This window comes from Polaromonas sp., assembly GCF_012927415.1.
Classification (GTDB): Bacteria; Pseudomonadota; Gammaproteobacteria; order Burkholderiales; family Burkholderiaceae_C; genus Polaromonas.
Genome location: NZ_JABBPF010000014.1, coordinates 1 through 20,337, shown reverse-complemented (window position 1 = coordinate 20,337; position 20,337 = coordinate 1). Strand labels below are relative to the sequence as shown.

18 protein-coding genes are annotated in these 20,337 nt (G+C 60.8%); 7 read left to right on the top strand and 11 right to left on the bottom strand.

All coding sequences use genetic code 11. The annotated features are described in order from the left end of the window. The first annotated feature begins 55 nt into the window (after positions 1 to 55). Positions 56 to 1,702 (top strand): ABC transporter substrate-binding protein, encoded by a 1,647-nt coding sequence (locus tag HHJ19_RS01050; protein ID WP_296903304.1) that lies wholly within the window; start codon positions 56 to 58, stop codon positions 1,700 to 1,702. Positions 1,703 to 1,845: 143 nt separating this feature from the next. Here HHJ19_RS01050 and HHJ19_RS01045 read toward each other — a convergent pair whose 3' ends face one another. The 3 genes from HHJ19_RS01045 to HHJ19_RS01035 all read right to left on the bottom strand — a co-directional run bounded on the left by HHJ19_RS01045 (position 1,846) and on the right by HHJ19_RS01035 (position 5,316). Continuing rightward, the gene (locus HHJ19_RS01045) at positions 1,846 to 3,549 is read right to left on the bottom strand and encodes a thiamine pyrophosphate-binding protein (RefSeq protein WP_296903298.1); all 1,704 of its coding nucleotides are present in this window, start codon (positions 3,547 to 3,549) and stop codon (positions 1,846 to 1,848) included. A gap of 69 nt (positions 3,550 to 3,618) precedes the next feature. Further along, complete coding sequence (locus tag HHJ19_RS01040; RefSeq protein ID WP_296903297.1) at positions 3,619 to 3,921, bottom strand: hypothetical protein; 303 nt, start codon at positions 3,919 to 3,921, stop codon at positions 3,619 to 3,621. A 144-nt stretch (positions 3,922 to 4,065) separates the two neighbouring features. Further along, positions 4,066 to 5,316 (bottom strand): MFS transporter, encoded by a 1,251-nt coding sequence (locus HHJ19_RS01035; protein ID WP_296903295.1) that lies wholly within the window; start codon positions 5,314 to 5,316, stop codon positions 4,066 to 4,068. Between the two features lie 133 nt (positions 5,317 to 5,449). Between HHJ19_RS01035 and HHJ19_RS01030 the strand changes: the two genes are divergently transcribed. The 3 genes from HHJ19_RS01030 to HHJ19_RS01020 all read left to right on the top strand — a co-directional run bounded on the left by HHJ19_RS01030 (position 5,450) and on the right by HHJ19_RS01020 (position 7,984). Further along, a complete protein-coding gene (locus HHJ19_RS01030; RefSeq protein ID WP_296903293.1) occupies positions 5,450 to 6,289 on the top strand; it encodes a helix-turn-helix transcriptional regulator in 840 nt (279 codons plus the stop codon). A 144-nt stretch (positions 6,290 to 6,433) separates the two neighbouring features. Further along, positions 6,434 to 6,781 carry a cytochrome c gene (locus tag HHJ19_RS01025; protein ID WP_296903292.1) on the top strand — a complete coding sequence of 116 codons (348 nt, stop codon included), beginning with the start codon at positions 6,434 to 6,436 and terminating at the stop codon, positions 6,779 to 6,781. 309 nt (positions 6,782 to 7,090) lie between these two features. Next, positions 7,091 to 7,984, top strand: coding sequence for a CAP domain-containing protein (locus tag HHJ19_RS01020; protein WP_296903290.1), 894 nt, complete (start codon positions 7,091 to 7,093; stop codon positions 7,982 to 7,984). A 301-nt stretch (positions 7,985 to 8,285) separates the two neighbouring features. Here the strand turns inward: HHJ19_RS01020 and HHJ19_RS01015 are convergent, their stop codons facing one another. After that, on the bottom strand, positions 8,286 to 8,672 hold the full coding sequence (locus HHJ19_RS01015) for a hypothetical protein (RefSeq protein WP_296903287.1): 387 nt from the start codon (positions 8,670 to 8,672) through the stop codon (positions 8,286 to 8,288). 243 nt (positions 8,673 to 8,915) lie between these two features. Between HHJ19_RS01015 and HHJ19_RS01010 the strand changes: the two genes are divergently transcribed. Further along, positions 8,916 to 9,926: a hypothetical protein gene (locus HHJ19_RS01010; protein ID WP_296903285.1), complete on the top strand. Its 1,011-nt coding sequence runs from the start codon at positions 8,916 to 8,918 to the stop codon at positions 9,924 to 9,926. Positions 9,927 to 10,181: 255 nt separating this feature from the next. Beyond that, positions 10,182 to 10,601, top strand: coding sequence for a DUF1810 domain-containing protein (locus HHJ19_RS01005; protein ID WP_296903283.1), 420 nt, complete (start codon positions 10,182 to 10,184; stop codon positions 10,599 to 10,601). 174 nt (positions 10,602 to 10,775) lie between these two features. Here HHJ19_RS01005 and HHJ19_RS01000 read toward each other — a convergent pair whose 3' ends face one another. The 7 genes from HHJ19_RS01000 to HHJ19_RS00970 form a co-directional block, all read right to left on the bottom strand. After that, positions 10,776 to 10,982, bottom strand: coding sequence for a DUF2892 domain-containing protein (locus tag HHJ19_RS01000; protein WP_296903280.1), 207 nt, complete (start codon positions 10,980 to 10,982; stop codon positions 10,776 to 10,778). A gap of 138 nt (positions 10,983 to 11,120) precedes the next feature. Next, complete coding sequence (locus HHJ19_RS00995) at positions 11,121 to 14,333, bottom strand: efflux RND transporter permease subunit (protein ID WP_296903278.1); 3,213 nt, start codon at positions 14,331 to 14,333, stop codon at positions 11,121 to 11,123. Beyond that, the gene (locus tag HHJ19_RS00990; RefSeq protein WP_296903277.1) at positions 14,330 to 15,604 is read right to left on the bottom strand and encodes an FAD/NAD(P)-binding oxidoreductase; all 1,275 of its coding nucleotides are present in this window, start codon (positions 15,602 to 15,604) and stop codon (positions 14,330 to 14,332) included. Before HHJ19_RS00990 ends, HHJ19_RS00995 begins: the two co-directional genes overlap by 4 nt. A gap of 36 nt (positions 15,605 to 15,640) precedes the next feature. Further along, a complete protein-coding gene (locus HHJ19_RS00985) occupies positions 15,641 to 16,771 on the bottom strand; it encodes an efflux RND transporter periplasmic adaptor subunit (protein ID WP_296903275.1) in 1,131 nt (376 codons plus the stop codon). Continuing rightward, positions 16,771 to 16,971: a DUF2892 domain-containing protein gene (locus HHJ19_RS00980; RefSeq protein WP_296903273.1), complete on the bottom strand. Its 201-nt coding sequence runs from the start codon at positions 16,969 to 16,971 to the stop codon at positions 16,771 to 16,773. Before HHJ19_RS00980 ends, HHJ19_RS00985 begins: the two co-directional genes overlap by 1 nt. Positions 16,972 to 17,040: 69 nt before the next feature. Then, entirely contained in the window at positions 17,041 to 17,376 is a 336-nt protein-coding gene (locus tag HHJ19_RS00975; protein WP_296903272.1) for a metalloregulator ArsR/SmtB family transcription factor, read from the bottom strand. Between the two features lie 760 nt (positions 17,377 to 18,136). Beyond that, positions 18,137 to 19,558 carry a coniferyl aldehyde dehydrogenase gene (locus tag HHJ19_RS00970; RefSeq protein WP_296903270.1) on the bottom strand — a complete coding sequence of 474 codons (1,422 nt, stop codon included), beginning with the start codon at positions 19,556 to 19,558 and terminating at the stop codon, positions 18,137 to 18,139. Between the two features lie 98 nt (positions 19,559 to 19,656). Between HHJ19_RS00970 and HHJ19_RS00965 the strand changes: the two genes are divergently transcribed. Continuing rightward, positions 19,657 to 20,160, top strand: coding sequence for a CreA family protein (locus tag HHJ19_RS00965; protein WP_296903268.1), 504 nt, complete (start codon positions 19,657 to 19,659; stop codon positions 20,158 to 20,160). The last annotated feature ends 177 nt before the right edge of the window (positions 20,161 to 20,337 follow it).

Below are 20,337 nucleotides of genomic sequence, written 5' to 3'. Positions count from 1 at the left end.
CAAGCCCGCTGCATCGCAGCATTCACCCCTCCCTCAAAAAAATGGAGTTCGTCACATGATTCAGACCCAACCCAGTGCTTACCGCTTTCGTCCGGTGCAGCGCGCTTTGCTGCGTGCCCTCGCCCTGCCAGCCGTACTGACGCTCATGGCGCTTTCGCCCGTCTCTGCCAAGACACTGGTGTTTTGCTCTGAAGGCAGTCCGGAAAACTTCTATCCTGGCGTCAACACGACGGGCACCTCTTTCGATGCCAACGAACCCATTTACAACCGCTTGGTAGAATTTGAATACGGTGGCACGAAAGTGGTGCCCGGTCTGGCCGAAAAATGGGATATTTCCGCCGACGGCAAGGAATACACCTTTCACCTGCGCAAGGGCGTGAAGTGGCACGGCACGAACAAGGGTTTCAAACCCACGCGCGACATGAATGCCGACGACGTGCTGTTCATGTTCGATCGCCAGTGGAAAGAAGACAATCCATTCTTCAAGGTCACCAGCCCCAACCACTCCTACTTCAGCGACATGGGCATGCCCAAGCTGCTGAAGTCGGTGGAAAAAGTCAACGACTTCACCGTCAAGATCACGCTGGACAAGCCCGAAGCGCCTTTCCTGGCCAACCTGGCCATGCCATACGCGGCCATCCAGTCCAAGGAATATGCTGACGCGATGCTCAAGGCCGGCACGCCAGAAAAAATCGACCAGGACCCCATCGGTACCGGTCCTTTCTACCTGGTGCAGTACCAGAAAGACGCGGTCATCCGCTACAAGTCCTTCCCCACCTACTGGGGCGGCAAGGCCAAGATTGACGACCTGGTTTACTCGATCACGCCTGACGCCTCGGTGCGCTGGGCCAAGCTGCAAAAGGGCGAGTGCCATGTCATGCCTTACCCCAACCCGGCTGACCTTGAGGCCATCCGCAAGGACCCCAACATCCAGGTGCTTGAGCAGCCCGGCCTGAATGTCGGCTACCTGGCCTACAACACCACCAAAAAGCCGTTTGACGATGTGCGCGTTCGCAAGGCCGTCAACATGTCCATCAACAAGAAGGCGATTGTTGACGGCGTGTACCTGGGCACCGGCATTGCCGCCAAGAACCCGATCCCGCCTTCGATGTGGTCTTACAACGATGCCGTCAAGGATGATGAATACAACCCGGAAGCCGCCAAAAAATTGCTGGCAGCAGCAGGCTACCCGAACGGTTTCTCAACCGACCTGTGGGCCATGCCGGTGCAGCGTCCCTACAACCCGAACGCCAAGCGCATTGCCGAGCTGATGCAGGCTGACCTCGTCAAGGTAGGCGTCAAGGCCGAAATCAAGAGCTTCGAGTGGGGCGAATACCGCAAGCGCCTGCAGGCCGGCGAACATCAGATGGGCATGCTGGGCTGGACTGGCGACAACGGCGATCCGGACAACTTCCTCTACACCCTGCTCGGCTGCGCGTCGGCCCAGTCGGCCAGCGGCAGCAATATTGCCAAGTTCTGCTACCAGCCTTATGAAGACGTGGTCCTGAAAGCCAAGACCGTGACCAGCCAGGCTGAACGCACCAAGCTGTACCAGCAGGCGCAGGTCATTTTCAAGGAACAGGCGCCCTGGTTCACGATTGCCCACGCGGTGCAAATCAAGCCGGTCCGCAAGAGCGTGATTGGCTTTAAAAACAGCCCGTTCGGCCGTCACAACTTCTACGCGGTCGACGTCAAGGAGTAAGCGTCTGAGCGTGTAGCGGGCGCCGGTTGCAGACAAGACCAGTGAGCCAGAAGTAGAAAAAGCCGGCTTGCCCCGGCTTTTTCTGTTTTTTGAGCCCAATCAGTCTTCTGTCGAATGAATACGGTCCTTGTACGCTATCTATTTTATAGCGTTTTGGCCAGCGCATTCTGCGTGATGGCCGACAGCGTGCCGCGCGTGGTAATGACTTCAGGGTCCAGCGTCACCTCGATCAGCGTGCCTTCAGGGCGCGCCAGCGCCACCAGCAATTCGGCTTCAAATTCGGCGGTTTTTGTGATGCGCACGCCCGAGTAGCCATAGGCGCGCGCCAGCGCTGCAAAGTCCGGGTTATTCAGGTGAGAGCCGCTCTCGTGCTGCGGGTACTCTCTTTCCTGGTGCATACGGATGGTGCCGTACATGCCGTTGTTGAGCAGCACGATGATGCTTTTTGCGCCATGCTGAACGGCGGTTGCCAGCTCCTGTCCGTTCATCAAAAAGTCGCCGTCGCCGGCGATCGTGAAGGCCACGCGCCCGGTGGTAATGGCCGCGGCAATGCCCGCCGGCACGCCGTAGCCCATGGCGCCCACGGTGGGCGCCAGCTGCGTCTTGTGGCCTTTGGCCAGCCCGTGGTGCTTGAAAAAGCGGTGCACCCAGCTGGCGAAATTGCCGGCGCCATTGGTCAGCACGGCATCTGGCGGCAAATGCTTTTGCAGCAGGCCGACGATGGCGGGCATGTCGATGTCACCCGGCAGGTTCGCGGAGGGTGTCGGCTTCAGGTTCTCCAGATAGTCTTCATTGCTAGCGGCCGTCCACGCCTCCCACGGCACCGACGGCGGCGCCGTCAGCACCTCCAGCGAGCGCGCCGCCGCATTCATGGTGGCATTGATCGCCAGGTCGGCCTGATAAACGCGATTGAGCTCCTCGGCACTGGCGTGGATGTGCACCAGCTTCTGCTTCGGCCTGGGCGCTTCCAGCAGGGTGTAGTTGCCGGTCGTCATTTCGCCCAGGCGCGGGCCGATGGCAATGATCAGGTCGCTCGCCTTGACGCGCGCTGCCAGCTTGGGGTTCAGGCCAATGCCCACGTCACCGGCATAAAACGGGTGGTGGTTGTCAAAGGTATCCTGAAAGCGGAAGGCATTGCCCACCGGCAGCTTCCAGTTTTCGGCAAAGCGCTGCAAGGCCTGCGCCGACTGCGGCGTCCAGCCGCTGCCGCCTGCAATGATGAGCGGCTGCCTCGACGCCAGCAGCATCTCGCGCAGCGTTCGCAGGGAGCCGGGGTCGCTCCAGGCCTGCACCGCCTCAACCCGGGGCAGCGGCCGGGCATAGGTCATTTGGGTCAGCATGTCTTCTGGCAGCACCAGCACCACCGGACCGGGGCGCCCGTTCATGGCGGCGGCAAAGGCGCGCGCCACATACTCGGGAATGCGGTCCGCGTCGTCAATGCGCTCCACGCGCTTGGCGAAACCCTTGGTACTCGGCCCGAAAAAACTGCCGTAGTCGACTTCCTGAAAGGCCTCGCGGTCACGGCAATCGCTGGCTACGTCACCGATCAGCAGCACCATCGGGGTCGAATCCTGAAATGCCGTGTGCACGCCGATGGACGCATTGGTGGCGCCCGGCCCGCGCGTCACCATGCACACGCCGGGCCGACCCGTCAGCTTGCCGTGGGCCTCGGCCATGAAAGCCGCACCGCCCTCCTGCCGGCAGGTGACGAACTGAATCTGTTCCCGGCGGGCGTGCAGGCCATCGAGCACGGCCAGATAGCTCTCGCCCGGAACACCAAACGCATGGGTTACGCCCTGAGCCAGGAGGCAGTCAACAATGAGGTGGCCGGCAAGTTGTTTTGTCATCCCGGCATTGTGCCGCGACATCGGCGACGGTGACGGCGCGGCAACTTAACCGGATCAAGGCCTGGCCCGCTATTCGGGCGTGTCCGGGTTGTTGTCGCCGCCGCCACTGGCCAGCGCCTGCCGGGCCAGCTCTTCGTCGCTTAGAGGCGGCACCGAGTCCTCGGCGGCAAGCTCTTCCAGCAGCGCGTCGCCCGCAGGCTCATGACCAAGCAGGACTTCTTCAATCCGCTGGGCGCTGGTTTCGTGGTGAACGGCCGCCGGCCCACTGGTGGCAGGCGGAAACTTCTCGGCCAGTTCCGCTTTCACAGCTTCTGATTTTTCTTCAATCCAGCGGCCGAAGTCGCCACTGGCGGAAGGTTGTGATGAGGTCATGGGAACTCCTGTAGTGAAGGGAAAGGACAACCCTGCGGCCCTGATGATTGAATCTACCCTTCTATTCACGCAAGTGCAACGCCGCTCACCCTTAGCCCCTTAGCCCCTTAGCCCTTCAGCCCCTGCAATGGCGCCGGTTCTGACTCAGGCCTGAACCAGCGCCACGCGGCGAACCCGCCGCACATTGAAGGCACTGGCAATCAGCACTCCCTGCACAATCACCAGCCCGAGCCACACCCCCGCATACTGCTTATGGTCCATCAGCGTGCCAAAAATCAGCGGCGCCACCGCCTGGCCAATGTCAAGCCCCGCATACACCACGCCGTAAACCCGGCCGGTCGCATTCTCGGGCGTAGAGCGTTTCACCAACAGATCGCGCGATGGCCCCGCAATGCCCGTAAAAAAACCCATGGCACCAAACAGCGTCAGCACGGCCATGCCCGAGCTGTCAGGAAAATCAGCAAAACCAATCACCAGCGCAATGCCGGCTGCCAATGCAAAACCGGCGCCCACAATGCGTTCGCAGTTCGCCGGATTGCTCGCCAGAAAGCCGCCCAGCGCCATGCCGCCCGCGCTGCACACCATGTAGATCGTCAGGTAGGCGGCGACCAGCGCCACCGGGACGCCGTGCAACTGCCGCGCCGCCTCGGGCGCAAAGGCCTGCACCACGCTCAGCGCCATGGCGTAGAAAAAGAAGAAGGCAAAACACATCCACACGGCGGGTATTTTTAAAAAATCGAGGCTGCCCGCCGCTTCGGTTTTTTCGTCATTCCGGGCATGAGGCAACACCGACAAGGCCAGGTGGCGGCGGTTGAGCACCAGCACCGCCAGCACCACCAGCACCAGCACGCCCGCACTGGCCAGCGCCACGCGCCATGAGAAAGCCAGCGCGATCGGCACCAGCATGGCCGGCGCCAGCGCCCAGCCCAGGCTGCCCGTGATGCCATGCACGCTGTAGGCATGGCCCAGGCGCGACGCGCTGATCTTGCGGTTCAGCAAGGTGTAGTCAACCGGGTGAAACACCCCGTTGCCCACGCCAGCCAGCGCGGCAAAACCAGCCAGCATCCAGTAACTGGTGCTGATGGAATAACCGAAGGCCGCAACGCTCAGCAAGGCCAGGCCGCCAAACAGAATTGGTCGCGGACCCACGCGGTCCACCACAAAACCCGACAGCGCCTGCACCGCGCACGAGACCACAAAAAATATCGTCATCAAAAAACCCAGCTCCGCGTAACTGACGTTGAACGCCTCCTTGAGCCACGGAAACAGCGGCGCCAGCAGCAGCTGGCTGTAGTGGCTGATCAGATGCGCCAGACCGACCAGGCCGATGACGCTGGCGTCACGCCGAAAGGGAACCACACCGGCTGGCCTGCTTGAAATGCTTGAAGAATTCATGGCGCTATCGTAATATTTGCGTCATCTGCTGAAATGCGACAAATAGCCTTGTTTCGGCTAATTCAAGAAAATTACGTCTTTGCATTTTCTTCACTCGGGTTTTTTGATTTCCTCATCCTGCGTCATCCCACCCATGCTCCGCAACGCCCGCCCGCCACTCACGCCCATAGGCAACACCGACAGCTTCACGCCCAGCCCGCAGCGGCCGGTGCGCGTGCGCGCGCGCACCATGCCGGCCGATACCCACTTCGAGCCGCACGCCCACGCCTGGGCACAGCTGGCTTACTGCGCCACCGGCATCGTGCAGGTCACGGCGGCGCAGAGCGACCAGGCCGGCGGAGAAATCACCTACATCGTGCCGCCATCCCGCGCAGTGTGGGTGGCGCCGGGTGCGCGCCACCACATCACCGTGCTCGAAGCAGCCGAATTCCGCACGCTGTACATCGACGCCAGCGCCACCCCCGAAGGCTGGCAGGACTGCCGAGTCATGGTGGTGTCGCCACTGCTGCGCGAGGCCATTCAGGCACTTGATGCTCCGGGGAGCCCGCCGCTGAGCGCTGCGCGCGAGCAGTTGCTTTGCGCGCTGGTGCTTGACGAAATCACCCACGCCGAAACGCAGGCGCTGGGCGTTCCGTTGCCGCACCCGCAAACCGGCGACAAGCGGCTTCGCTCGTTGTGCCAAGCGGTGCTGCGCGCCCCGTCCGACCGCGCCACGCTTGCCGAATGGGCGGCCGACATGGGCGCCAGCGAACGCACCATGGCCCGGCTGTTTCGCGACGAGCTGGACCTGAGCTACCAGCAGTGGCGCCGGCAGGCGATTCTGGCGCATGCCCTGCCCCTGCTGGCGCGCGGCCAGCCGGTCAGCCAGGTGGCAGTGGCCAGCGGCTATGCCAGCGACAGCGCGTTTTCAGCCATGTTCAAAGCCGCGATGGGTCAGCCGCCCAGTCATTTTCAGAACAAAAACTGGCTGTAGTCTAAGTAATATCGCCTTGGTCAGCTATTATTTTTGTAGCAAATGACATCGCTCTGCCTTGACTGGAAATCTCCGGTAAAACAATGTTTCCTTGTTCTCAGTGTCAAAGGTAGACTGATTTTTCCTTAACTCAAAAAAATCATCATGAAACAACTCGTCATCGCCCTGGGTTTATTGCTGATCGCGCTGTCTGCATCTGCGGCAGGCCTTGACGGCAAAGCGCTCTACCAGCAAAACTGCGCGTCCTGCCACGGCGACAACGGCAAGGGAGGAACCGGTGCGGTCAAAGGCCCGGTGCTGGCTGGCGACTCCAGTAAATGGAGCCTGAAACTGTTCCAGCGCGCGGTGTTGACTGGCGTGGATGACAAGGGCCGGCCACTGAAATTGGCCATGCCGCACTGGAAAGATGCGAGCTTCCAGTCGGACAAGGGAAAAGCGCCATCCAAAGATGAAGTTGCCGCCATTCAGCGCTACCTGCGAACTGTCAAGTAGGCTGCTTCGCAGGCGGGCTTCATTACGGTTGACGGCTGGCATTGGCAAAGCGGTTTTTCGCATGCCCTGCGCTTTTGCTGGGGCGCGGCCAGCGGCTACGCCAGCGACAGCCCATTTTCAGCCATGTTCAAAGCCGCGATGGGATAGTCGCTCAGCCACTTTCAGGGCAAAACTGGCTGTAGTCCAGTACTTACCGTCACAGGCAGCTATCAAAACAGGAGTTCCCAAGCTCAGCAGCCGAACCCTGCGGCGGTTCAACGGCGCGCCCGCCAGGAGGCTTGATAGCCGGCGCGCCGCTATCATCGACCGATGAGACTGAACGACATGCTGATTAAAACGCGCGGTGCCTGGCAACGCATTGCGGCTTGTCTGCTGCTGGCCGTCATGGCCATCGCCGGGCCGGTGCATGCCCAGGCATCCGCACCCGACCACCAACCGCTGCTGCGCGCGCTGAACGCGGCTCGACTCGAAGGCTGCGAAGGGCACGCGGGCCCAGCCACTCCACTGCGCGAAAACACCCGGCTATCGGCCGCCGCTGCGCGCATCGCGGGCGGCAGCCAGCTTGATGACTCGCTGCAAGCCTCCGACTACCGTGCCATGCGGGTGGCGCAAATCACCCTGCGGGGCTATACCGGCCCGGTCGCCCTGGCGCAGGGCGCAATGGACAGTTCCTGCGCGGCAGTCACCGATGGCGAGCTGGCCGAGGCTGGATTTCACCAGCGCGGCACGCAAACCTGGCTCGTGCTGGCCGCGCCGTTCTCGCCGCCCGGCGCCGCGCAGGCCGGCAGCGTGCAGGCGCGGGTGCTCGCCTTGGTGAATGAGGCACGGGCCCAGCCCCGCCGCTGCGGCAACGAGTCTTTTGCCGGGGCGCGCCCGGTGCGGCTCAACGCCGCGCTGCAAGGCGTCGCCCTTGACCACGCCTCCGACATGGCGCGCCACAGCTACTTTAGTCACACCGGCCGCGACGGCAGCCACGTAGCGGATCGCGCCAGCCGCGCCGGATATCCATGGCGCACAATCGGCGAGAACATCGCCGCAGGCCAGATGAACGCCGAAGTGGCCGTGCAGGGCTGGCTCAAAAGCCCGGGTCACTGTGCCAACCTGATGTCGCCGGTTTATACCGAAATGGGTGCAGCCTTTGCCGTGAACAAGCAAAGCAAGGCCGGCATTTACTGGGTGCAGGTGTTTGGCGTGGCCAGCTAGCCCGTTCTTGTTCGAGCCCAGGTTGAGGAGCCAATCAGATGCAGAGGTGGGCACCATGGTGGTGCCCATATCTTTTTGTGCCGCAGCTGCAAATAAAGCCGCTTTCTTGCCGCGCATCACAACTCGCTTTCCATCAAAGCGGATCTTGCTCACAAACTCCCGCAGATAGCGTTTCGAGAAGCCTGCCGTGCGATCCAGCACCCGGGCACGTAATGACGTGCTGCGAAATCTAGCTTGCACCCGGTACCGGCATGCAGGTAGTACGCGCATTCGATGGTGTCCAGACCAAAGGCGAGCAGCTTCATTTTCCGTCTTTGGTGATCAGCAGATTTTCGGCATAGAAAGGCATCGAAGTTACGTTGCCCAGCTCTGTTTCCAGCTCGATGTAATGCTTATTGGTCAGGGTGCGGAACTGTTCCGCCGGACCTGTCGCCTCGTAAAGAGGGCCTTGATCTTCATCGTCAGTGAAATGTTTGCCAGGGAATGATGGAAGCCCCGACTCTAGATCGGCCAATGCCGCTGAGAGCAAATCGCCAACCATTTGAGTTTTGGTTTTTTGGGGATACATCTGGGACAACGCCGCAAGTTTGGCGGCGACGTGCACGTGCAGACGGAACGAGGTCTGCTTTGCTGTGAGTCGGCTGTTGTCGGGTGAAGCCCATACATTGACAAGATCTGACGCTTTCATAAACACTCCTAAAGTTGAATTGAGTGTCTTTCAAACTTTACCAAGTGTCAATAAACATTTTAAGCCTGTTGCGCTGCAGCTGCATCCGGTGGCGGTGCGCCCAAGGGGCGCTCCCGACCCCGCACACAGCTTTGACTTAACCTTACTTCGGAGATGGCTATTTGTAACGATTCCGCGTACCATGATTGTTTTTGTATTTATAGCCCCCCGTGTTACTTAAACGGGGCGACGCAAGGAGCAACTTTGAACCACGCTGAACAGCATTTACCCCGAATCACCTCATCGGCTGGCGAGCAAAGCTTGGCAAAGGCAGAAGAGAACAGTCCGTACTACGTAATGCTTCCGTGCGAGGTGAAAGACTTTCGAAGTTTTGTCGCCGGCCTTCTTGGCAAGCCTCAGGAGCTTCGCGGAGAAATCGTTGGGTCTTTCAAAATTGGTCACCGTGAGATCACCAATGTTTATCACCTGCTTGAACAAAGAATGTCAAAGCAAAATGACTCGTCGCTAATACATTTTGTAATCACTGTTTACTACGACGACGGTCAAACAGTGGTTCATAACAATATTCAGGACTTCGAATTGTTTCATCCTACAACGCCATGTCATCCCAGTGCCGTGTCGATCTCTGCGACTTATCTGATTAAATTTAGAGGGCATGAAGCTCCTGAAAAACAGGAGATTGAACTGAGGTTTGACACACAAGGCGAATTTAAGGATGTGCCTCACAGGTTTTTCGCTAGGGGATCGCTAGTTGACTACCGAATCGTCCACACCGAAAGAACCTGGGCCACTGATATCGCCGGATTGTTAAAGAACCATGCTTCGACGGTTGTTTCAAAGCCAACTGGAGCGGCGAAATTCGTGCGTACCTATGCGGACGAGCTCGCCGTTTATTTTTCGCAGCTAGTATTTTTGGTATCAGTGTTCGTCTGGACTGCTTTCGCAACTCGGGTGATCGGATCGGCAACGGTAGAGTTTGCCAGCATTAAAGAAGCTGCTATTTTCTTAATCAGGTCAGTCCCGGCGCTTGCCCTTTTGGGAGTCATGCTAGTAGTGGTCCGCACATACGTGGAAAGAACCGCGTTCTTCTATCGTCGAGCTCACATTGTGCTCAACGTGCAAGATGCGGAAAAGTTTGATAAAGACCAAAAAGAATTGTTCTGGAGTGGAATTAAATACTTATCGGTTTGGCTCTTTTCTTTGGTAACCGGCGTACTGTCAAACATTCTTTACAGCAAGAACTGGTTTTGGTAATCACAGCGAGACATCCGGCTACAACGCGTCCATAGCGATCACCCAGTTACCACCATCGATAACTTTGAGGAGCCAAAAATCGAACGAAAACAGGCACTTGCAAAAAATATCGGATGCTTTTTTCTTGCCCGTGGGGGTGCTCCATTGGCCCGGGGGAATGAATAGCCGTCTTTCAAACTTTCCATGCCAAGCCCGCACCCTCCTGCCTGCGATTTTCAACCTGATGCACCAGAATTCCGGCAAGCTTGTTCCCTCATGACCGACTCCTTCAACCTCCAGCGCTTCGTCGATGCCCAGACACCCGTCTACGCTGACGTGTTGGATGAGTTGCGCGCCGGCCATAAGGCGACGCACTGGATGTGGTTCATCTTTCCCCAGCTCAAGGAACTAGGCAGAAGCGCCATCGCCAAGCACTACGGCATCACCTCACTGGCTGAAGCGCTTGCCTACCTTGAGCATCCCTTGCTGGGCCAGCGGCTGCTGGAATGCACTGGACTGATGCTGGCTGGCAGGGGCAAGTCAGCACTGGCGATTCTTGGCTCGCCCGATGACCTCAAGTTCCGCTCGTGCATGACGCTGTTCATGGCGGCGCGGCCCGATCTGCCGGTCTGGCAGGCGGCGCTTGATCAATACTTTGGCGGCGCGGCGGATGCGGCCACCATGAGCTTGCTGTAGCCCGGCGCCAGCAACAGCGGTGTTGCCTGTCATTTCCCGCCCAAGTAATCGGGCAAAACCGGAAAAATCCGTCGCTATTATTTAAATAGCAAGGTATAGCCATATTCATTGGACGTGAGCCGCATTTGATCCATAAGCAGGCGTTTGAAGCCGGTCAAGCCCGTGGCTCGCCGTTTAAGCCTCGCGCACACCGGCTTTTTTCAGCATCATTTCAAGCGGGCAGAACCGCGTGAAGCTGCTTTGCAAAAGGTTGGCGCCGACAAACACCGTGACCCACAGAAAATATTTGCTCACGAAAATCGGGCTTTCGGGCACGCCGAGCGCCAGCGACACCAGTATGAAAATGCCTGCAAACATGCGCACCATGAGATTTGTATTCATCGCCAGTCCTTCTGAAAGTTAACAACAACCCATTCCCATTCCGTTCCAATTCGCGGCGAGATTAGGCGCACCGCCGCAGTCAGTGCTTTGGCACGGCAAGGCGGGGCAACGACATATCGCAGTGAATTGGAAATGGAATCAAGCAAATTTCTTTCGATTCGCCGCGTAGTACAGCACCGGAATCACCACCAGCGTCAGCAGGGTGGAAACGAAAATGCCGAATATCAGCGATATCGCCAAGCCGTTGAAAATCGGGTCATCCAGAATGAAAGCCGCGCCAATCATGGCCGCCAGCCCGGTCAGCACGATCGGCTTGGCGCGCGCCGACGCCGAATGAACGACGGCCTCGACAAAGGGCACGCCCTGCGCGACCTGCAGGTTGATGAAGTCGACCAGCAGGATCGAATTGCGCACGATGCTGCCGGCCAGCGCGATCATGCCGATCATGGAGGTGGCGGTGTATTGCGCATTGAGCAGCGCATGGCCGGGCATCACGCCGATGAGGGTCAGGGGAATCGGCGCCATGATGATGAGCGGCGTGAGGTAGGAGCCGAACTGCGCCACCACCAAAATGTAGACCAGCACCAGGCCGACCGCATAGGCCAGCCCCATGTCGCGGAAGGTTTCATAGGTGATCTGCCATTCGCCGTCCCATTTCAGGGCGAACTGGCGGTACGGGTCGGTCGGCTGCTTGATGAAATATTCGCCCAGCGGAGCACCCTGCGCGGCGCTGAGATTGCCGAGCTTGCTGCGCACGGCAAACATGCCATACAGCGGGCTGTCGAGCGTGCCGGCCATGTCGCCGATTACGTAGCTCACCGGCAGCATGTCCTTGTGATGGATGGTTTTTTCGCGCAGCGTCGGCTGCACCTTGACCAGCTCCGAAAGCGGTACGCTGTCGCCGCCGGCGGATTTCACCGTCAGGGTCAGCAAGGTTTTCAGCCTGGCCTGTTTCTCGGGCGGCAGGTTCAGCCGCACCGGTATGCTGTACTTTGACTGCCCATCGTGCAGCGAGGTGATGTCTTCGCCGTCAAGCGCGACGCGCATCGCCTGCACTACGTCAGACGCCGGAATGCCGAGCAGCGCCGCCTTGCGCTGGTCAACCCGCAACACCACCCTGGGCGCATTGTCTTCAATCGAATCGTCGATGCCGATGATGTCGGCCGTCTGGCCAAAGGCCTGCCGAACCTGTTTGGCCAGCGCGTGCCGGCCCGCTTCGTCGGGGCCGTAAATTTCAGCCACCAGCGGCGACAGCACAGGCGGGCCGGGCGGCACTTCAACCACCTTGACCTTGGCACCATGCGTGGCGGCGATCTTTTCGAGCGCCCCGCGCACGGCACCCGCGATTTCGTGGCTCTTGCGCGAGCGCTGGTGCTTGTCCACCAGGTTCACCTGCAGGTCACCCGACTCGGGCGCCTGGCGCAGGTAGTACTGGCGCACCAGGCCATTGAAGTTGATGGGCGCGGCCGTGCCTGCGTAGGCCTGGTAGTCGGTGACTTCATTCACCGTTGCCAGATAGGCGCCCATGTCATGCAGCACCGCAGCGGTGTTTTCAACCGGGGTGCCGGCGGGCATGTCAACCACCACCTGAAACTCTGACTTGTTGTCGAAGGGCAGCATCTTCAGTACCACCAGCTGCGCCACGGGCAGGGCCACTGACAGCAGGATGGCGACCAAAATCCCCAGCCAGAGCCAGCGCCGGTTGCGCACGGCCTTTTTATCAGCCAGAAACGGCAGCAGCAGCTTGTTGAAGCCCCGGTGCAGCTTGCTGTCGGCATGGGGCGCGTGGGCCGCCTCGCCGGTCTGCGGTTTGGACAGCCGGTGCGCCAGCCACGGCGTGACGGTAAAGGCGATCACCAGCGAGATGACCATGCCCATGCTGGCATTGATGGGGATGGGGCTCATGTACGGCCCCATCAGGCCGGTGACAAAGGCCATCGGCAGCAAGGCGGCGATGACGGTGAAGGTGGCCAGGATGGTCGGGCCGCCGACTTCGTCAACCGCCGGCGGAATAATCTCGGCCAGTGATTTGTCGGGATACAGCTCGCGGTGGCGATGTATGTTCTCGACCACCACGATCGCGTCGTCAACCAGAATGCCGATGGAAAAAATCAGCGCGAACAGACTGACGCGGTTTAGCGTGAAGCCCCAGGCCCAAGACGCGAACAGCGTGGCCGCCAGCGTCAGGATGACGGCAATGCCGACAATGGCCGCCTCGCGCAGGCCCAATGCAAAAAACACCAGCACCACCACCGCGGAGGTGGCGAAGATGAGCTTTTGAATCAGCTTCATCGCCTTGTCGTTGGCGGTTTCGCCGTAGTTGCGGGTGACGCTGACCTGCACGCCCGATGGCACGATGGTGTTGCGCAGCTCGGCCACGCGCTGGGTAATCTGGCTGGCTACCTGTACCGCGTTTTCACCGGGTTTTTTGGTGATCGAAATGGTGACAGCCGGGAACTCGCTGCCCAGCCGGGTGGCATCGGTCGCGCCGGCCTTGCCCATGCCGAACCAGACGTATCTGGAGGGTTGCGCCGGGCCATCCACAATGCGCGCCACATCCGACAAGGTGACCGGGTTGCCTTCGCTGACGCCCACCACCAGCTCGCCTACTTCTTTCGCATTTGCCAGAAAGTTGCCGGTCTGGACTTCAACTGTGGCGTTGTCAGCCGCCAACTGGCCTGCCGGCAAGGCAGCGTTGACGCCCAGCAGCGCCTGGCGGATGTCGTTGATGGCCAGGTGAGAGGCATTGAGCTTGTCGATATCCAGCAGCACCCGCACCACCCGGCCGGGGCCGCCCAGCGTGCTGACTTCACGCGTGCCGGGCACGCGTTTCAGCTCGGCCTCCATGGCGTGCGCGACGCGCTCCAGCTCGTAAGCGCCGCGATCGCGGTCCGGCGTCCACAGCGTGAGCGACACCACCGGCACGTCATCGATGCCCCGGGGCTTGATCAGCGGCTCGCCGACATTCAACTCGCGCGGCAACCAGTCGCGATTGGAGTTCACCGTGTCATAAAGCCGAACCAGCGCCTCGGTCCGCGGAATGCCGACCTTGAATTGCGCGGTGATGATGGCCATGCCCGGCCTGGAAACTGAAAACACATGCTCAAGCCCCTGGATCTGCGAGATCACCTGCTCGGCCGGTGTGGCCACCAGCGTCTCAACGTCTTTGGCCGACGCCCCGGGAAAGGGAATCAGCACGTTGGCCATCGTGACGTTGATCTGCGGCTCTTCCTCGCGCGGTGTCACCAGCACGGCGAACAGGCCAAGCAGCATGGCCACCAGCGCAATCAGCGGCGTAAGCTGCGAATGCAGGAAGAATTTCGCGAGGCGACCGGCCAGACCCATGGTCATTTACCCTTCAGTTTCAAAATACCAAGCGCCTTCAACACGTACTTCTCATAAATCGGCTCTGACGTGCCCTTTTTCATCTTGCGAATAAAGTACTTTTCAAAAGCCACCTTGGCCAGATGCACCCACTTGCCTTCGGCGAACCAGCTCACGTTGCGCGGCGGAATCTGCGGCAAGGCGACAAACGCGATGCCACTGTCGCCGAAATCGGCCAGGCAGATGGCATTCCAGGTGGCGGTGGCATCGGGCTCGCGCCCCATCAGCTCGGCGTGAATGTTGTGCGCCGTGGCCGTCACCATCGACTCGATCATGTAGCCGGTCTTGGGCGCACCGGTTGGCACCGGGGTGACCTCTACCGGCGGTATTGCCACGCACACGCCGACGGCGTAGATATTCGTGAACCGGGGGTTGCGCTGGTGCGCGTCAATCAGGATGAAGCCGCGCGGATTGGTCAGGCCTTCAATACCGAACACCGCGTCAATGCCCTTGAATGCAGGCAACACCATTGAGTAGGCAAACGGCAGCTCATGCTGCTTTTTAAGCAATCCGTTTTCATCATGCTCGGCGATCTGCATTTTGCCGTCCTCAACCTTGAGGATTTTGGCGTTGCAGATCCACTTGATGTGGCGCTCGCGCATTGCCGATTCGAGCATGGTTTTTGAATCGCCCACGCCCGACAGGCCGAGGTGGCCAATGTAGGGCTCAGGCGTGACATAGGTCATCGGCACGCGGTCGCGGATTTTGCGCCGGCGCAGATCGGTATCCATGATGAAGGCGAACTCATAAGCCGGGCCGAAGCACGACGCGCCTTGCGCCGCGCCGACGACGACCGGTCCGGGCGCGGCGACGAACTGCTCCCAGGCCCGCCCGGCGGCCACCGCGTGGTCAACATGGCAGACCGACTGGGTGTAGCCGGTGGGACCCAGGCCTTCTATTTCATCGAAGGCGAGCTTCGGGCCAGTGGCAATCACCAGAAAATCATAGTCAAGCAGGCGGCCATCACCCAACTCGACCTGGTTGCGCTCAGGGTGAAGCCGTTTGGCGCCAGCGCCATCGAAGGCGATGCCCTTTTTTTCAAGGTAGGGCGCCGCCTCGAACTCCACCGCATCGCGCGCGCGCCAGTTGACGGCGACCCACGGATTGGACGGCACGAAATGAAAGGTGGCCGTGTTGGACACCACCGTGATGCTGTCTCCGGCACGAAGCAGGGGCTTCAACTCGTAGGCCATCGGCATACCGCCGATACCCGCGCCCAAGATGACGATGTGAGCCATATGACCTCCTTGTGTTGAACAAAAACAAAGGGCTGGTCAGTTGCCAGCGGGCGCGGCAGCGTCGGCAGGTCCGCCAGCGGAAAGCCCTGCCCTGACCGGGTCTGCGGCAATGCGCTCGCCCTGGCGCAGGCCAGACAGCACCTCAATCAATCCATCGCCCGAGGCATCGCCGGTGCGGATCTGCCGCAGCCGCAACTGCCCGTCCGCGCCGTGCACATACACCGCCGTGACTTCACTGCGGCGCAGTACCGCGCTCTCGGGAATGACCAGCTTGCGGGCCATGCCGGTGGCAAACCAGGCGCGCGCGAACTGCCCCGGCAGCAAGCCGGGGGCTTCGCCCAGCTCCAGGCGCAGCCGGGCGGTGTGGGTGCGGCTGTCGGCAAGCGGCACCAACGTGACCTGCTTTGCCGTCAGGCGGCGCTTCAGGTCGGGCACCTCGACCTGAACCGGCAGCTGCAGCTTCACGTCACGCAGACTGGACTGCGACAGCGTGGCAATGACACGCATGCTGGCCGGGTCGAACCGGGTGACAAGCGGGCGGCCTGGCGGGGCCATGTCGCCGACCTCAACCGGCGTGGTGGCAATGACGCCGGCATAGGGCGCGGTAATGGTGGCGAAGGTCCGGGCCGTGGAGGCCTGGCCCGCGCTGGCCTGCAGCGCGCCGACGCGCGCCTGTGCCGCCTTGTAGTCCAGCTCGGCCTGATCGAACCCGGCCTTACTGATGAATTTTTGCGCAAACAATTGCTTGTTGCGCTCGTAGCTGCGCAGCGCATTGGTCAGCCCGGCCTGCGCTTCGGCCAGCTGGCTCTGGCTGCCCGAAACCACCTGCTCGGCGGCCCGCGGATCGATGCGCGCCAGCACCTGGCCGGCCTTCACGCTGTCGCCCACCCTGACCTTGAGTTCGACAATCTGGCCAGCGATCTGCGCGGCCAGCGTTGACTGGCGGACGGCCTCCACCACGCCCTCCGCGCTGATGACGTCGGCCACCTCACGGTAGGCCACTACATGCACGGCCAGGGGCGCCGCCGCTGCTGCCGGCGCCGCTGCACTGGCCGGCACGAGCCACAGCCCCAATACCGGCAACACGGCCACCAGCGCGCCCACGCGAAGTCCGCGAAGGATCGGCGAGCAAGGGAGCAGGCAGCGCAGGCGGCTTCGCTGGGACATTATTTTCCCTGCAGCTTGCAGGTACGAATGCCGAACGGCAGATAGGCCGGGCACCAGCCGATGAAGCCGGTCAGCAGCGGCACCACGCCCACCAGCGCCCACCAGCGGTAGTTGGCATCAAGCACAAAAAACAGGCTCAGGATGACTAGCCCCGCCACGATGCGCACCGAACGGTCGATGCCACCTACGTTCTTTTCCATGATGAAACTCCTCGTTAAAAAAACCGAACAAAGCAACCGTGGGCGCTACCGGGCGGCGGCACCCGGGTGTCAGGGTGTGGGCTCGGCGCCTGCGGGCGCAGGGCAATAAAGGCCGTAGAGCGTCTTCAGCACCGAAACCACCCGCTCGTCGCACACCTGATAAAAGATCTTCTTGCCCTCGCGCCGGGTTGAGACAATTTCCTCAGCCCGCAACACGCCCAGCTGGTGCGACAGCGGAGGCTGGCGAATTCCGAGCAGTTCCTCGAGGTCGCTCACGCACGCCTCACCCTGCGTCAGCTGGCACAGCAGAAGTAGCCGGTCTTCGTTGGCGAGCACACGCAGCATGGCGGTAGCCCGGCCAGCCGCTTCGCGCATTTCCCCGACATCCAGATCTGAAGTGGTCATGTGAACCCATGTTTCTTGAATCAATACGGTTTATCTTAAAACAATATATGTTTTTATACAATATAGATTCTTTAAATATTTATTTACTTTTTTATTGCATCATCGTCACGGCTTTTTTGCGGCTTCTTTTTGGCCTGATTTACCACCTTGAACCGGCCAGCAGAGCCGCGCGCTGATGCGGCCCTTGGCCAGTGCGCAGCTCAGTGAAACACCAGCACCGGCCTATGCGTAGAGGCCAGCACCCTGGGTCTCGCAGCCCCGCCGAAAGCTCTTGGTGCCTTTCCTGCCGTGCGAAGCAATGACGGTCAGGTCGCAACTGCGCTCCCCGGCGGTCCTGATGCTGGCGTCGCAGGGGCTCGGGCATCTCAGTGCGCCAGGTGACCCCATGGGATTCAGGGCTGACATGCACGCCACTCACCCGGTTGTGAAAAGCTTTGATCAGCGCCCAGCCTTGTTGAATCGCGGCGCCGGACAGCGCAGAAACGTCAGTCTGCAACAAAGGATGCTTGAACAAAGTGTTCTCCTTGAGCTGAATCCGTCAGCACGGCTGAGGCTTTTCAGCCCAGGCAATTCAGTCTAGGGTTGCCTGGGCGGCAAACCCTTGATCAACATCAAGAGAATCTGTTAAGCCAGGCAGCTGCACCAACGATTTGAGCCATTCTTTGGGTCAAAAATGCTTCATGTCCAATTAATACCGCCATAGTTTGCTATATAAATCATAGCAAACATAGCAAACCGGGGCAACGTCTGTCCCAGCGCTTTAAAGCAGCCGCTTGAGCAGCCCCATCACCTGATCAAAGCGCTTGCCATAAGGCGGATAAAAAAGGTCGCCGCGCGCCCAGCTGGACTGCAGCAGTACCGGCTTTTGCTGCGTCAGGCGCAAAAAGCCGGCCTCGCCGTGGTAGGCGCCCCAGCCACTCTCGCCCACGCCGCCGAACGGCAGGTTGGGATGGGCAATATGCATCAGCGTGTCGTTGACGGTGACGCCGCCGCTGACCGTGCGTGCCAGCACCTGGTCGCGCGCCGCGCTGTCCTTGCCGAACCAGTACAGCGCAAGCGGCCTGGGCCGGGCGTTGATATAGCCAATCGCCTCGTCCGTCGAGTCGTAAGCCAGCACTGGCAGGATGGGGCCAAAGATTTCTTCGTGCAACAGCCTGGAGCCGGGCGCCAAATCAAACACCAGCACCGGTGCCATTTGCCGGTTTTCGCCACTTGCTGCCGCGCCAGGGTTGATCACCTGCAGCCGCGCGCCCTCGCCTTGGGCCTCGGCCAGCAGCCCTTTCAGCCGCTCATGGTGGCGCGGGCTGATGATGCTGGCGTAGTCGGGATTGCCGGCAATGGTGGGAAAGAGTTTGGCCACCGCCCGCGCGAAAGCCTGGCCAAACGCAGCCTCCCGGCCCCTGGGTAGCAGCACGTAGTCGGGCGCGATGCAGGTCTGCCCGGCATTGAGCAGCTTGCCGTGGGCAATCTTGATGGCGGCCTGATCGAGGTCACATGACGCGTCAATGATGCAGGGCGATTTGCCGCCCAGCTCCAGCGTGGTTGGCGTCAGGTTGGCGGCGGCGGCTTCGGCCACCTTGCGGCCCACGGCGGTTGATCCGGTGAAAAACAGGTGGTCAAACGGCAGGCTGGCAAACTCGGCTGCCACGCTGCCGTCGCCCTGCACGACGCACAACTCGTCGGCCGTAAACGCCTTGCCGATCAGCTCGGCCAGCAGCGCAGACGTCGCGGGCGTCAGCTCGCTGGGTTTGAGCATCACGCGGTTGCCGGCGGCCAGCGCCGTGATGACCGGGCCGAGCGACAGCTGCACCGGATAGTTCCACGGCGACACCACGCCGACCACACCGAGCGGCTGGCGCTGCAGCCAGGCCCGTGAGGGCTGCAAATAAAGCGGCGTTCGCACCCTGACAGGCTTCATCCATTTGGCAAGGTTCTTCAGCGTGCTGGAAAGCAGCGTGCGCAGCACAAACAGGTCGGCAATCTCGGTGAGCTGCGGCGAGCGCACGCCGAAGTCAAGCTGCACCGCGCGCGCCAGGGCAGGCCCCTGGGTATTGAGCATCGACTGGATTCGCAGCAGACGGTCACGCCGCATGGCCAGGGACACTGCCGCCTGCGCGCGGCTGGCACTGTGCTGGGCATCAAAGAGGACGCGAGGGCCGGCTGGGGGGATCAGGGAAGTCATCGCGCCATGATAGAGGTCTGCAGCTTTGTACATTAGAGGCATGGCTCCAGCGCATCTGCAGGCGGCCCTCACCTTCATCATCACTCGAGGCAATCCAGATGACCCTAACTAAATCAAGCCGGCAGCGCCTCAAGCCCTATGCATTCGGCCTTGCTCTGCTGCTCAGCGCCTGCGGCTGGGCCAGCAGCGAGGAGATCGGTGCGGTCGACACAGTCTTCAAATTCATCGGTCCTGACCACAAAATCGTGGTGGACGCTTATGACGACCCCAAAGTCAGCGGCGTGACCTGCTATGTCTCGCGCGCCAAGACGGGTGGCCTCAAGGGCGCCTTCGGCTTGGCCGAGGACAAGGCGGAAGCCTCGATTGCCTGCCGCCAGACCGGTCCCATCAGCTTTCAAGGCAAGCCGCTGGACCGGCAGGAAGAAATGTTCAGCGAACGCATTTCGCTGGTATTCAAGAAGCTGCGCGTCATTCGGATGGTCGACGCCAAACGCAACACGCTGGTCTACCTGACCTACTCCGACCGGCTCATCGAAGGCTCGCCGCAAAACAGTGTCACCGCCGTGCCGGTGCCGGCGGGCACGGTGATTCCGGTCAAATAACGCGCGTCGCCATCTCCGGGTCCGCGCTGAGAATGACGGCGTGCGGCCATCAACCGCAAGTCGCGCTGGATACCTTGCGCGGTCGCTGGGGTTGTGAAGCTCGCTCATTCTCTGAACGTCATCGTCATCGACATCGTCATGGCCCGCGTCCCCAGCGCGCACCAGCGATGTCACGCC